The following is a 13,976-nucleotide window of genomic DNA, read 5'->3' on the forward strand; positions in this document are numbered from 1 at the left end:
CCGCTGGCGTAGCCCTTGCCGTCCTGGGCGATGTTGGAGGCGCAGGCGCCGGCCGCGTACAAGCCGCGGATCACGCTGCCGTCCTCGCGGAGCACCTCGCCGTCGATCGAGACCTTCAGACCACCCATCGTGAACCCGGAGTACATCGCCCGGCCCAACGTCAGGTCGAAGGCCGCCCATGGGCCGGTGTCCTGTGCGGCAAGGTATTCCGGCTGCTTGTGAAAGTCCGGATCCACGCCCTCGGCGGCGTTGCCGTTGTAGCGGTCCAGGGTCGCGGCGAGGTTGCCCGCAGGGATCCCCAGGGCTGCCTCCATCTCGGCGACCGTCTCCCAACCGTCGATGAACTTGATCAGCGGCATCTCGGGCATCTGCATGTGCGCCTCGTCGACGATGAGATATGCCGATTGGTCCGGTTGTTCGAGCACGAACGCAGAGGTGCGCGAATGGTAGGAGTCTTCGGCGACGAACCGCTTGCCGTCGGAGTTGACGATGACGCCGGTCAGCAGGATCTCCGGCGGGTACGCGGCCGCGGTGATGAACAACTGGTCCAGATTCGTCGCCACGCCGCCCGCCGAGGCACCCAGCTTGATGCCGAGACCGTCGTCGTTGGGGTTGCCGAGGATGTACGGGGCCACCGTGCCGTGGTGTTTGGTCTTGCGTTCCTGACCGAGTGCGGGCGTGTATTCGGCCACCATGTCGGCGTTCATCGCGAAGCCACCCGCGGCGATGACGACGGATTTGGCCTTGATCTCACCGGTCTCGGTGAAGTGCTTCCAGCGCACCCCGGCCACCGCACCGTCGTCGTCCATGACGAGCGCTGTCGCACCGGTCTCGTAGCGGATCTGCACACCCAGGTCGGCAGCGCGCTTGACCAGGAGGTCGATCACCATGGACGCGCCGCCCAATTCGCCGGGGACCGGCACGGAGTGCCCGCGGGGCGCCGGGGTCGCCTGCTCGCAGAACGGCCACACCTTTTCGTTGCCGGTGTAGGACAGCCCTTCGGTGCCCGGCGGGACCACGACCTTGCCGGGGTAGTAGCTGCGCTCGAACTCGAAGCCCAGTGCCTCGAGCCAGTTGAAGTGTTCGACGCTGCCCTCGCAGTAGGCGCGGATCTTGTCGTGCTCGGGGTCACGCGACTGCGACACCAGGTACTTGTACATCTCCTCCGGCGAATCGTCGTGACCCGTCGCCTGCTGGACGGCGGTGCCGCCGCCGAGATAGAAGTGGCCGCCGGCCATCGAGGTGGTGCCACCGGCTGCCGCCGCCTTCTCCAGCACCAGGACGCGCGCCCCGGCCGCTGCGGCACTGACGGCCGCGCAACCGCCTGCGATACCGAATCCGAGGACCACGACGTCCACCTCGTCGGACCACGAGGTGACCTCGCGGGCGGGCACGGTTTCCGGGATGTGCTGCATGGTCAATTCTGCTCCTGTTTCACGTGGTCTCCCGCTTTACATGGTCAAAGAACGCGCGGATGTCCGGTGGTATGTAGGCGATCTCGAGGTATGGCACCCCGGAGTCCTCGGCGGAGACGTACGCGAACCGCATCCCGCCGGGCATGGTTCCCGCCATGACAACCGGTGCGCCCGCGTGTTCGGCGTCGGCGACTGCAGCCTCGAAGGACTCGGTATCGGCGGCCTCGACGCAGATGTGGTGCAGGCCAGGCCCGCGGTTGTCGAGGAACTCGGTGTACACGCTCCGGCCCGTCACCGGAGCGATCAGTTCGAGTTGGGTGTCTCCGGCATAACTGAACGAGATGTCGGCGATGAAGTCCGCGGGTTGCCCGCGGTAGGAGCAGGTGTCCGGGGTGAAGTGGACGCCGGGCATCCGGACCCACTTCTTGGCGCCGACCAGCGTGGTCAGCGCAGCTTCGGTGGCCGGGAGGTCGCGCGTGACCCACGCAATCTGGACAGGTGTCTGGTCAGGCATCGCTACGAGAATATCGCCAGTGGCGCGCACTGGCTAGAACGTGTTCTAATTCGCCGCCAGCATGTCGGTCAGCAGAGCGATCTGGACGTCGAAAGCCGCCGCGGGATCGGTGAAGGTGTCCGGACCGTACTGCCCGAACACTTCGAGGCTGATGGCGCCGACCAACGCCGCCCACAAGGCGAGGCTCCTGGTGACCACCGCGTCGCCGACAGTGATCGAGAACTCGGCGCGCAATCCATCAAAATCTGTCGAGAGTTCCGGCGACACAGTACCTTTCACGTCAGGTATCTCACCGGCGGCAACGCCCTCGTCGACCACCGTGAGCAGCGCGCCGACCACGCGCGTCCCGGGGCCGACCGTCCGTTCCCTGGGCGCGTGGTAGCCGGGCACCGGGCTGCCGTAGAGCAGCGCCCAACTGGCGGGCTGCGTTATCGCCCAGCCCCTGGCGGCTCTGGCCATCTCGGTGATCCTCGCGCGCGCGCCCTCGGGCGCGACGTCACGAGCGCGCCCGACGGTGTCGGCCAGGTCGGTATAGGCGTCCACCAAGAGCAAAGTCAGCAGTTCATCGCGACTGGCCACATAGCGGTACACCGCCGACGAGACCATGCCCAGGTCCCGGGCGATCGCACGCAGCGACAGCCCGGCTGCACCCTCGGTGATCAGATGCTGTCGTCCGAGTTCGACGATGCGCCCTTCGATCCGCTGGCGCGAGTCCTGCCGCTTGCCCACCGTGCCAGTCTTGCACAAAACGAGATCAGTGCTCTTGATTTTCGCGTCGCGTGATGGCACTGTGAGTTGAAGAGAGCAGCGCTCTCGTTTCAGTATTCGAAAGGAGAACACCGTGTCCGATCGCTACGACACCCCGGGATTTGCGGCCCGGCTCTTCAACAACGTGATCCGCCGGCTCGCCGAGGCGGGTGTCAGCATCCAGGGCAGCACCGCGCTACGGGTTCGCGGACGCAGCACCGGCGAGGTCCGCGGTGTGGTGGTGAACCTGCTGACCGTCGACGGCCGAGACTATGTGGTGTCGCCTCGCGGAAACACCCAGTGGGCACGCAACGTCCGCGCAGCGGGTGAGGTCGAGGTGGGTCCGCTCAGGCGTGGACGTCGGCGACGGGTGGTCGAGATCGCTGACGACGCCAAGCCCGCACTGCTGACTCCGTATGTCGAGCGGTGGTACTGGCAGCTCAAGGGCCACGTCGGTGGGCTGACGCCCGCTTCCACGACCGACGAGCAACGTGCCGTCGCGCCGTCGATCCCGGTGTTCGAGTTGGTCCGTTAGTTCAGCGCGGGCAGGCTGGCCGATGCCGCGGAGATGGTGTCCTGCTGGGCCTGCTGGCTGGCGACCTGCCACGACACCGCGGCCGGCAGAGCGCCCCAGGTGCTGTTGAAGATCCCGATGAGCACGGTGCGCCCATCCGCTGTCGGGGTGTACACCGGGCCGCCCGAGTCGCCCTTCTGGCTGACCACACCATCGGACATCGTGAACCAGCCGTTGTTGACGGCGGCCACCTTGCCGCAGCTCTCCCCTGTCACCACGCCGAAGTGACAGACCGGCATGCCGACCGTGGGAAGCACCGCCGGATCGGTGATCAGCACCCGCCCGCCGGGCAGCACGTTGTTGACCGCGACCTCGGGCGTCAGGTGGATGACCTGCCAGTCGGCGATCTGATGGTTGGTGTCGACCGTGGTGCCGTCCGGGGTGTTGTCGCGGAACGAGCCCTGGGTGCCGATCAGATTGCCCTGCTTGTCCGACACTGTTCCGGAGGCCCGGCAATGGCCCGCGGTATACGCGGTCCGCGTCTGGGGATCGACATAACCCAGGGTGCACAGCACGGAGTCCTGATGGATCTCCATGCCGGGATGGACCAGCACCCCGGGCTGGGCGGATGCGGTTGCCGCGGGCAGCAGTAACGCCACGACGGGAGCGACCACCGCGAGCAGAAGCTGCAGTACCCGACGTGACGATCGTGTTGACGACCGATCAGACATAGCGCCCCCTCCGCTTTCTTCCCGACGGGTGATACCCGCACGCACTGCTTACGTAACGGGGACATCGCGATCTGGAAAAGGGTCGTTACACAACGGTGCGACGACTGGATCAGGGGATGGTGAGGACCTGTCCGGGGTGAATCAGGTCCGGATTCGCGATCCCGCTGGCCTCCGCGATCGCCCGGTACCTGTTGCCGTCTCCGTAGAACCTCTCGGCGATCGCCCACAGGGTGTCGCCGGAAACCACCGTGTACGTCCTCGGTGCCGGCGGCGGAGGCGGCGAAGGCGGGGGCGGCGGAGTCGGGGCCGCCTCCGGTGCGGGTGCGGGCTCTGCTGCCGATTCCTCGCTTTTCGTCGAGGCCTCAGTCGCGGCCTCGGGTTCGGCGGCTGATTCTGTCACCGGCGGCGGCGGAGCCTGATCGGTCTCGGTGTTCGAAGCCCACTTCGCGCCGTCTTTTCCGTAGAGAACAAGGTTTCGGTCGTCCTGAAGAGTCAGCCGAGCATCCTTGGTGCCCTTGGTGTCGCTGTGCCACACCGGTTTTGCCTCCGTGTAGAGAACGAAGTTCCCGTCCTTCTGGACCTCGGCGCGAACAACGCCCTGGCCGTCGGTGCCGGTCGCCCACACGGCCTGGCCGCGACTGGCGAGCACCAGATTGCCATCGTCCTGCAACGTGAGTGTGTATGCACCGTTGGGTGACGTTAACCCTTGTCCCCGTTCGAGTTTCTCGCCGTGCCGGAGCGTGTCTGCCATGTCGGTTTCCTCTCGTTGCAGGCACGTCTGACACTAGCGGCCACCGCGCAACGCGGGAGCGATACGGCGATCAGGAATCGAAGCCGAGCCCAGCGGCGTCCAGCGCGCGCAACAACAGGTTCCGGCGGCCCGCAGAGTGGTCCGCGCGGTCCAGGGACCACTTGGTGGCCTGGATCCCGACACTGGCCAGCGGCTCCGGGGGGAACGGCAGTGGCTTCTTACGCACCATCTCCAGCTGGGTGCGCGGCGTCTGCGCCCCGTCCAACAGATCCAGGCACACGTCGGCGGCGAACCTGGCAGCGCCGACGCCGAGTCCGGTGAAGCCGTTCACGTAGGCGACGCGGCCTTCGCGGGCCAGTCCCCAGTGCGCACAGAACCTGGTGTTGGTGTCGATCGCACCCGCCCAGCGATGGGTGAACCGCACATCGTCGAGTTGCGGGAAGGTGATGAAAAAATGCCCGGCCAGCCGGCGGAAGATGTCCTGGCGGTTTTCGTAGCCCGAATCCACCCGCCGCCCGAAGTGGTAGACGGCGTCGTAGCCGCCCCAGACGATCCGGTTGTCCATCGTCATGCGGTAGTAGTGAAACTGATTGGCGGAGTCGCCCACTCCCTGTCGGCGCTGCCAGCCGATGCGGTCCACCTGAGCGTCGGTCAGCGGCTCGGTGGCCAGGACGTAGTCGTAGACGGGCACCGTGAACAGGCGGTTGCGCTTGAGCAGGCTGGGAAAGACGTTGGTGGCCAACACCACTTGACGACAGGTGATCGTCGGACCGTCGGTGTGCACCCGCAGCGCGGCACCGCCCGAGTTGATCTGCGTGGCGGTGGTGTGCTCGAAGATCTCGACGCCGACGTCACGACAGGCCCGCGCCAGTTCCAGGGCGAGCTTGGCAGGGTTGACGATCGCGCACGTATCGGCGCTGTACAGACCCGCCAGATACGTCGGCGACCGTACTTCGTCGCGGACCTGCTGCTGGTCGAGGAACCGGCCCTGGTCTTCCGCGGCGGCCTGTTCGAGCCACTCGACCTGATGTGGTTCGGTCGCGACCGCCAGCATTCCGGTGCGCTGCCACTCGGTATCGAGGCCCAGTTCGGCGATCTCGGTCTGCATGCCGTCGAGGTTCTCGATGCCCAAGTCCTCGAGGGTCTCGATCTCGTTGGGCCAGCGGGACTTTCCATTCTCGATCCCGTGGGTCAGGCTCGCCTCGACGAAGCCGCCGTTACGCCCCGAGGCGGCCCAGCCGATCCGGTCGGCCTCGACGAGCACGATGCGCCGGTCAGGATGGCGCCGCGCAGCGTGCAGTGCGGCCCACAGTCCTGTGTAACCCCCGCCGATCACCAGCAGGTCGCAGGTGACCGGACCCGGCGCCCGGGGGAATTCCGGTCTCGGTACATCCAGCCACATCGACCCGAAGCTGCTTCCGGCGAGTGAACGGTCGACCAGTGCGGGGTCGACATGAGCGTCGAAGACCGTCTCCACATCACGAACACTACGGCCTGTCCCCGGGCGGCGTTGTTGTTCAGCCACGCTATCGGGGGACGTAGGCAGGTGACTGTTGCCCGGCCCGTTCGCCCGCCCCGGAAGGCAGCCACCCGGGCGGGCCGAAGATGTAGCCGAGCTTGTCCCGGACACCGCGGGCGGCGCGGACATCGCGGCCGATCGCGACGTATTCGCGGGTCTGCAGCTTCCAGATGTTGAACGTCTCGACAGGCTTGGTGAGCCCGTAGTGCGGGCGGAACAACTCACGCTGGAAGGTGCCGAACAGCCGGTCCCAGATGATCAGGATTCCACCGTAGTTCTTGTCCAGATACTCCGGATCCATCCCGTGATGCACCCGGTGATGCGACGGGGTGTTGAAGACGAACTCGATGGGCCGCCAGAGCTTACCGATGCGCTCGGTGTGTATCCAGAATTGGTAGACCAGGTTGATCGAGAAGCTCACAAAAACCATCCACGGCGGAACGCCCAAGAGCGGCAACGGGATCCACATCAGGATCTCCCCGCTGTTGTTCCACTTCTGTCGCAGCGCCGTCGCGAAGTTGAAGTACTGGCTGGAGTGGTGAGCCTGATGGGTCGCCCAGATCAGCCGCACCCGGTGCGCGGTGCGATGGTAGGCGTAGAACAACAGGTCGACACCGACGATCGCGATCACCCACGTGTACCACTGCGTGGCAGACAGGTGCCACGGTGCGAGGAAGGCGAAGATCGCCGCATAGCCCAACAGCGCCAGGAACTTCCAGGCGCCCATCGTGAAGACGGAGACCAACCCCATCGAGATGCTGGCCCAGGAGTCTCGGGTGAGGTACGCCCCTGCTCCCGGTCGGCCGGCGTCGGCGTGATCCCTGAGGTTCTCCAGTTTCCGCGCCGCAGTCCATTCGATGGTCAGCAGCAGCAGGAAGAACGGGACCGCGAAGAGCACGGGGTCGCGCATCTGCTGCGGCAGTACGTCGAGGAATTCCACGCCGGCACCTCCGGTGAAAGTCTAGATCGCTACAGGAAGCTCAGGACGTCGTCGCCCCAGGCACGGCGCACATCGGCGTCGAGATCGTCGACCACCGAATCCTGTTTGTCGATCACCAGGGTGGCGCGATCGTCGGCGCCGTAGGGCCGCCACGTCGGTTCACCAACCAGGCCGGACGGTGTGCCGTGCGTCGCAAAATTCGTCCACCTGGTGCGGACCCGCTTCGAGACCGCCTCGCCGGCTTTTCTGCCGCCCATCGCGAACATCGGGTCCCGGCGCACTGCGCCGAGATTGCCCCATACGAAAGGAAGCTCGGTGGCATGCGCGGCATGCAGTCGCAGCATCCGCAGCATCGGCGTGGCGAAGTCGAAGCGGTACAGGTACACGGGCGCGACCGCGCGGTGGCCGTCGGCGAACCAGATGGAGGGCATTCGGAAGCCCAGATCGCTGGCCAGTCCCAAGCCCTTCACGGTGCCACGGCCGCGGTAGGTGCCACCGAGTGCGGTCTCCTCGGGCAATTGCAGCGCCGGTTGCTCGGCTGCGATCTCGGCGAACATCGCCTTGATGGTTTCCGGCTTGATGGGCATCAGCGGTGACTTCATCCACCGGAACAGCGCAGCTTCGTTCTTGTTGGTGCCGATGATCATCGGAATCGGGTGGGTCAGACCCTTCCTGGCGAGCTTCACCGGGTAGTCCGGCACGATGTCGCCGTCGACGATGGGCGCGAACGCCAGCCTGCCCGGGGTGCGCACCGGCACTTCGTCGAAGACCGTTCTCGACGCCGCCACGATCGCCTCTACCGGCAGTTCTGCCAGTCGGCCGAGGTCCCCATGCCCGACATCGAGCACCTCCAGGAAGCGCTCAGCCACACGCCCGGCGCGACCGACATCGTAGGACGACGTCACAGGTGAGCTCTGCGCGATCGCTGCGCTGAACAGTCCCGCGGCTGCCGGACTGCCCAGCAGGCTGGTGACGATGCCCCCGCCGGCAGACTCACCGAACAGGGTGACCCTGTCGGGGTCGCCGCCGAAGGCCGCGATGTTCTCCCGAACCCAACCCAGCGCTGCCAGCACGTCGCGCAGGCCGACGTTGGTGGCGAACCGCTCAGAATCCGCACCCAACGCCGAGAGCTCCAGAAAACCCAGAGCGCCGAGGCGGTAGTTGACCGTCACGACCACGACGTCGCCGCCCGTGGCCAGCGTTCGCCCGTGGTAGAGCGGCTGGCTGGCCGAGCCGAGGATGTAGGCGCCGCCGTGCACCCACACCATCACCGGCTTGGCGTCACCCGGCTGGGTGCCCGGCGGCGCCCAGACGTTGAGCGTCAGGAAGTCCTCGCCCTGGGGGGCGCCGAGATCGATCGGGATCCTCGGGTCGGTCGGTTGGGGGCACACCGGGCCCACCCGGCCGGCGTCGGCGGGCTCCGACCACACCGATGGCGGCTCGGGCGCCCGCCACCGGAGCTCCCCGACCGGCGGTGCGGCGTAACGAACCGCCTTCCAGGCCTTGACGGTTCCGTCGTCCACGCCGCGCACCGGGCCGTAGGTGGTGTCCACCACGGGCCGTCCGCCTGCCCTGTCGCGAGTCGTCGCGTCCGCGGTCATGCCGAACTCCTTCGATCGGTACTTGGTACGCCACTGTACCAGGATGGCGACATGTGCAGTTCAGGCTAAGGCGGAGGGCCGCGGCACATGGTCAGAACCGCGCTCTCCTTCAGACGGTCCCGCGGCGCCTCGTCGCAGCGAGCGCTCCGGCGAGCGCCATCAGCGTCACACCGGCGACCGGGACGATGAGCAGTCCGACCCGCAGGCTGGTCGCGTCCGCGACGACACCGACGATCAATGGTGCACCGAGGAACCCCGCCCGCATCAGCCAGGTCAGCACGGTCAACCCGGTGCCCGCCCGAAGGCCGGGCAGTTCGTCGGCAGCACGCATCGCGGCGGGCACCACGGTCGCCACCCCCAGCCCGGCGGCCGCGAAACCCGCGACTGTTCCCGGCACCGTCGGAAAGGCCAGGGCGGTGCCCATTCCGACGGCGGCGATCAGGCCGCCCGCCCGGGCCACGGCACGCTCGCCGAATCGGTCGACGAGCCGATCGCCGATCAGCCGCCCGATGAACATGAACCCGACCAGCGCGACATATCCCAGGGCGGCAACCGAACCCGGCGCACCGAGGCTGTCGCGCAGATAGAGCGTGGCCCAGGAGCTTCCCGCGTCCTCGACGGAAGCGCCGGCGATCGCGATGCCGACCAGCGCGAGCAATGACAGGTACACCGGAGCTCTCACCTCCCGCCAGCGGGTGCTGTGCGGCGACGGGTGGTCCTCGTGGTCGGGCCCGTGCAGCAGGTGGGGATAGGCCACCGCGACCACCGAGCACAGCACCACTGCCGCAACGCCCAGATGAATCGGGCGCGGGACGTGTAGGGCGATTGCCGCCGCGCCCATCAAGCCGCCCGCGACCGCGCCGACCGCCCACACCGCATGCAGCGAGTTGATGATCGATCGTCCGTAATTGCGTTGCAGCCGAAGGCCGTTGACGTTCTGCGCGACGTCGGTGATGGCGTCACCCGCGCCCGCGACGAACAACGCCGCGGCGAACACCAGGGGTGACGGGGCGGATGCGGCGATCACGATGAACGCTGCGAGGACCACTGTGGAGGCGACGGCCACGCGTGCGGACTGGAAGCGGCGGATCAGCGATGCCGCGGCGAGCCCGGCCAGCAGCGCCCCGGCCGAGAACGCGGCGACGGCGACTCCGTAGCCGGCGTTGGACATCGCCAGGTCCGACTTGATCTCCGGATACCGAGGTAGCAGGTTGGCGAAGAGGGCGCCGTTGGTCAGGAACAGCGCCGCGACGGCGACGCGAGCCCGCCCGTTGGGCGCTGCGGCGCTCTGCGGTTCCGGCGCCATGGTTCGGGACACTACCGAAGCCGTCGGGTGGCACGCTGGGACCGTGAGCCACGCCCTCTCCCCCAAGGCCGACGAGCTGATCTCGCTCTTCCCGCCGGGGACCCGACTCGACGGCGACGGCTCCGTGGTCGTCGGCGGGTGCCGCCTCGACGAGGTGGCCGGCCGGTTCGCCACCCCGGTGATCGTGGTCGCCGAACACGCGCTCCGCCGACGGGCCCGGGATTACCTGAGCGCATTCCGTAGCCGGTGGCCGCGTGCGGATGTGGCGTTCGCCTCGAAATCGTTCCCGTGTACTGCCGTTCAACGCGTGATGGTGCAGGAAGGTCTGCATCTCGATGTCGCCGGCGGAGGCGAGATCCTGACCGCGTTGAAAGCGGGCGCCGACCCTGCCCGCCTCGTGCTGCACGGCAACGCCAAGACCGACGAAGAGGTCGCGATGGCCGTCGATCGTGGTGTCGGGCTTGTGGTGGTCGACAACTTCGACGACATCGACCGGCTGGAGCACCTGGTGCCCGCAGGCAGCCGGCAGCAGTGTCTGGTCAGGGTCATTCCCGGTGTGCAGGCGACCACCCACGCCTCCCAGGCGACCGGCCACGCCCGCTCGAAGTTCGGTCTGCTGCCCGAGGACGCCCGCAGCGCCATCGCCCGCATCGAGCGCAGCCCGAATCTGCACATGCAGGGTGTCCACACGCACGTGGGTTCGCAGCTGCTCGACGTCGATCAACTGGCCGAGGCGGTGGCGCCGATCGCCCGACTCGGCACCTTCGAGACGTACGACCTCGGTGGCGGACTCGGGGTGCGCTACACCTATGCCGAGCACGCACCGACGCTCGACGACTATGCCGAGGCAATGGTGGCTCAGGCGCGCACGCTGCTTCCCGAGGGCAGCAGGTTGATCGTCGAGCCGGGCCGAAGCATGGTCGCGCGCAACGCCTGCACGGTGTACCGGGTGACGACGATCAAGCGCGGTGAGATCGTCCACGTCGCCGTCGACGGTGGCATGGGCGACAACCTCGAGGTCTCGTTGACCGGGCAGCGTTTCGAGGCGACGCTGGTGTCGCGGGTGGGCGGCGGTGAGACGGTCACCGTGGTCGGACGGCACTGCGAGTCCGGTGACGAGCTCATCGACGGCGTGGCTCTGAGTGACCCCGCGGTCGGCGACCTGCTCGCCGTCCCGGTCACCGGCGCGTACTGCTACACGATGTCCAATCAGTACAACGGTGCGCGACGCGTCCCGGTCGTGTTCGTCGCCGATGGCGACGCGAGGCTGGTGGTGCGCCGCGACACCTGGGACGACTTGGTCCTCCGCGATGTCGACTGAGGGGGCAAGATTGGCGGCATGCCCGTCGCCTCCGAGGACACCGACCTGCCCGCATCGCTGATCGATCTCGCGCATCGCTACGGGGTGGCCACGGGGTATGCGGATTGGACGGGCCGCCCCGTGACCGTGCCGGCGTCGACGCTGATCTCGGTGCTCGACGCGCTCGGGGTGCCGGCAGCGGTCGAAGACGACCGGTCCGCGGCGATCGCCGCCCACGACCGTGCCCACTGGTCCCGGGCGCTCCCGCCGGTGATCGTCGGGCGAACCGGCGCCACCACGTCGTTCTGGGTGCATGTCACACACAACGATCCGGTCAGACTGTGGATGCGCCTGGAAGACGGCAGCGTCCGAACGGGTCTGCGACAGCTCGAAAACAACAGACCCCCTTACGATCTCGACGGCAGGCTGGTGGGCGAGGCCAGTTTCGAACTACCCGCCGATCTGCCCATCGGTTACCACCGACTGCATCTGCAGGTCGGCTCCGCCGATACCAGCACGACGGTCATCGTTGCGCCGGCGTCGCTGGAGCCCCCGGCCCGCCTCGGCTCCCGCCGCGCGTGGGGCCTGTCCACCCAGCTCTACAGCGTTCGCTCCCGAAACTCCTGGGGAGTAGGCGATTTGACCGACCTCTCCGATCTGGCCGTCTGGTCGGCCGCGACTCACGGCGCGGGATTCGTACTGGTCAACCCGCTGCACGCGGCGGCACCCATCGCGCCGATGGAGCCCTCGCCGTACCTGCCCACCTCGCGCCGATTCGTCAACCCGATGTACCTGCGGGTGGAGGCGGTCCCCGAGTTCGCCTACGTGCGGCATCGGGGCCGAATCCGCAAAGCGCAGGCCCAGGTGCAGGGTCGTGCCGACCGCGCCGGACAGATCGACCGCGACCGCGCGTGGAAGACCAAACGAGAGGCGCTGGAGAGCATCTACCTCGTCAAGCCGTCGGCCGGGCGGGAGATCGCCTACCAGGCGTTCCTGGATCGACAGGGCCGCAGTCTCGACGACTTCGCCACCTGGTGCGCGCTCGCCGAGCGCCACGGCGGCAACTGGCATCAGTGGCCGGAGGATCTGCGGCATCCGCGCTCCGCTGCGGTGGCCCGGTTCGTCGACGAGCACCCCTCGGCAGTGGATTTCCACCGCTGGCTGCAGTGGTTGGTCGAGGACCAGTTGACCGCCGCGCAAGCCGACGCGGTACAGGCGGGTATGGAGTTGGGCATCATGCACGACCTCGCGGTCGGGGTGGATCCCGACGGCGCCGATGCCTGGGCACTGCAGGAGGTGTTGGCCCTCGGTGTCACCGCCGGAGCGCCGCCGGATGAGTTCAATCAGCTCGGACAGGACTGGTCGCAGCCTCCGTGGCGGCCGGACCGGCTCGCCGAGGCGGCCTACGAGCCGTTCCGCGCGCTCGTCGGCGCGGTGCTGCGGCACGCAGGCGGAGTGCGCATCGACCACATCATCGGGCTGTTCCGGCTGTGGTGGATTCCGAAGGATGCGCCGCCGACCGCGGGCACCTATGTCCGCTACGACCACGAGGCGATGATCGGGATCGTCGCGTTGGAGGCCCACCGCGCGGGCGCGGTCGTCGTCGGCGAGGATCTCGGGACGGTGGAGCCGTGGGTCCGCGACTACCTGCGTGATCGCCGTCTGATGGGGACCTCGATCCTGTGGTTCGAGATGGACCGCGACGGAACCGGCGGCCCGCTACCCGCCGAACGGTGGCGGGAGTCCTGCCTGTCGGCCGCCACGACCCACGACCTGCCCCCTACCCGCGGTTACCTCGCCGGAGAGCACGTCCGGCTGCGGGACGCCCTCGGGCTGCTGACCCGCCCCGCCGACGAGGAGTTGGCCGGTGACCGGGCACAGCAGCGGGCTTGGATGTCCGAACTGCGCAGAGTCGGTCTGCTCGGCGGTGACGAGGACGGCGAACTCGACGTCGACGAGGTCGTGCTGGCCCTGCACCGGTATCTGGGGCGGACCCCGTCTCGGCTGTTGTCGTTGTCGCTTGCCGACGCCGTCGGCGAGGTTCGCACCCAGAACCAGCCGGGAACCGTCGACGAGTACCCGAACTGGCGGGTTCCGCTCGGCGATCCGCAGGGGCGGCAGATGTTGCTCGAGCAGGTGTTCACCGATCCGCGCGCCGCCGCCCTGTGCGAGGTGATGCGGGCGGGGGTCAAACCCCCGGTGTGACACCGCGCATGTAACACCGCGGGCTTCTGCAGCGGTTTCACATTCAGCACCGCTGCGATATGTTCGCACCGCACACTGAGCCGAGGAGATAGTTGTCGTGAGAAACCGCGTTGCAGTATTCAGCGGCGGGCTCGTCGTGGCCGGAAGTGCGGCGCTGATCGGCGCCGGCGTGGCGATGTCGCAGCCTGCCCAGCCATCGCCGTACAACGTCACCGGTGAGCCGTACGGCAAAGCACTGGCGATTCTGAAGAGCCAAGGGGTCAAGGCCTACTTCGGTGGTTCGACCGGCAGTGTCCTGCCGCAGTTCAACTGCCTGGTGGACTCGCAGAAGATGACCAGCGGCGGCCGCATGCTGTTGAACCTGGACTGCACCCAGGCGGCCGCGGACGAACTCGCGGCTATGGGTCCCACCGGTGGTCCCACCGTCGGCGCC

Annotated in this window: 13 protein-coding genes; 4 read left to right on the forward strand and 9 right to left on the reverse strand. The window is 67.8% G+C overall.

Annotated elements, in window-relative coordinates; translation table 11 throughout:
• The 3 genes from WA965_RS27440 to WA965_RS27450 form a co-directional block, all read right to left on the reverse strand.
• A partial coding sequence (locus WA965_RS27440) for an FAD-binding protein (protein WP_526448243.1) occupies positions 1 to 1,415 on the reverse strand: 1,415 nt, incomplete at its 3' end.
• 19 nt (positions 1,416 to 1,434) lie between these two features.
• A complete protein-coding gene (locus WA965_RS27445; RefSeq protein ID WP_526300233.1) occupies positions 1,435 to 1,929 on the reverse strand; it encodes a VOC family protein in 495 nt (164 codons plus the stop codon).
• Between the two features lie 45 nt (positions 1,930 to 1,974).
• Positions 1,975 to 2,658, reverse strand: coding sequence for a TetR/AcrR family transcriptional regulator (locus tag WA965_RS27450; protein WP_526300235.1), 684 nt, complete (start codon positions 2,656 to 2,658; stop codon positions 1,975 to 1,977).
• Positions 2,659 to 2,770: 112 nt separating this feature from the next.
• Here WA965_RS27450 and WA965_RS27455 point away from each other — a divergent pair, with 112 nt between their 5' ends.
• Positions 2,771 to 3,211 (forward strand): nitroreductase/quinone reductase family protein, encoded by a 441-nt coding sequence (locus WA965_RS27455; RefSeq protein ID WP_526300237.1) that lies wholly within the window; start codon positions 2,771 to 2,773, stop codon positions 3,209 to 3,211.
• Here the strand turns inward: WA965_RS27455 and WA965_RS27460 are convergent.
• The 6 genes from WA965_RS27460 to WA965_RS27485 form a co-directional block, all read right to left on the reverse strand.
• Positions 3,208 to 3,921 (reverse strand): Rv1815 family serine proteinase, encoded by a 714-nt coding sequence (locus tag WA965_RS27460; RefSeq protein WP_526300239.1) that lies wholly within the window; start codon positions 3,919 to 3,921, stop codon positions 3,208 to 3,210. The genes WA965_RS27455 and WA965_RS27460 overlap by 4 nt on opposite strands.
• A 109-nt stretch (positions 3,922 to 4,030) precedes the next feature.
• Positions 4,031 to 4,672, reverse strand: coding sequence for a LysM peptidoglycan-binding domain-containing protein (locus tag WA965_RS27465; RefSeq protein ID WP_526300241.1), 642 nt, complete (start codon positions 4,670 to 4,672; stop codon positions 4,031 to 4,033).
• A gap of 70 nt (positions 4,673 to 4,742) precedes the next feature.
• The gene (locus WA965_RS27470; protein ID WP_526300243.1) at positions 4,743 to 6,149 is read right to left on the reverse strand and encodes an NAD(P)/FAD-dependent oxidoreductase; all 1,407 of its coding nucleotides are present in this window, start codon (positions 6,147 to 6,149) and stop codon (positions 4,743 to 4,745) included.
• Between the two features lie 49 nt (positions 6,150 to 6,198).
• Entirely contained in the window at positions 6,199 to 7,101 is a 903-nt protein-coding gene (locus WA965_RS27475) for a sterol desaturase family protein (RefSeq protein ID WP_526448244.1), read from the reverse strand.
• 59 nt (positions 7,102 to 7,160) lie between these two features.
• Positions 7,161 to 8,732, reverse strand: coding sequence for a carboxylesterase/lipase family protein (locus tag WA965_RS27480; RefSeq protein ID WP_526300245.1), 1,572 nt, complete (start codon positions 8,730 to 8,732; stop codon positions 7,161 to 7,163).
• 109 nt (positions 8,733 to 8,841) lie between these two features.
• The gene (locus WA965_RS27485) at positions 8,842 to 10,038 is read right to left on the reverse strand and encodes an MFS transporter (RefSeq protein ID WP_526300247.1); all 1,197 of its coding nucleotides are present in this window, start codon (positions 10,036 to 10,038) and stop codon (positions 8,842 to 8,844) included.
• 43 nt (positions 10,039 to 10,081) lie between these two features.
• On the opposite strand from WA965_RS27485, the gene lysA reads away from it, so the two are divergent.
• The 3 genes from lysA to WA965_RS27500 all read left to right on the forward strand — a co-directional run.
• On the forward strand, positions 10,082 to 11,359 hold the full coding sequence (gene lysA / locus WA965_RS27490; protein WP_526300249.1) for a diaminopimelate decarboxylase: 1,278 nt from the start codon (positions 10,082 to 10,084) through the stop codon (positions 11,357 to 11,359).
• Positions 11,360 to 11,377: 18 nt separating this feature from the next.
• Positions 11,378 to 13,543 (forward strand): 4-alpha-glucanotransferase, encoded by a 2,166-nt coding sequence (malQ, locus tag WA965_RS27495; protein WP_526300251.1) that lies wholly within the window; start codon positions 11,378 to 11,380, stop codon positions 13,541 to 13,543.
• A gap of 97 nt (positions 13,544 to 13,640) precedes the next feature.
• On the forward strand, positions 13,641 to 13,976 hold a 336-nt coding region (locus WA965_RS27500; RefSeq protein WP_526448242.1), incomplete at its 3' end, for a hypothetical protein.

This window comes from Mycobacterium sp. (genome assembly GCF_049683935.1).
Classification (GTDB): Bacteria; Actinomycetota; Actinomycetes; order Mycobacteriales; family Mycobacteriaceae; genus Mycobacterium.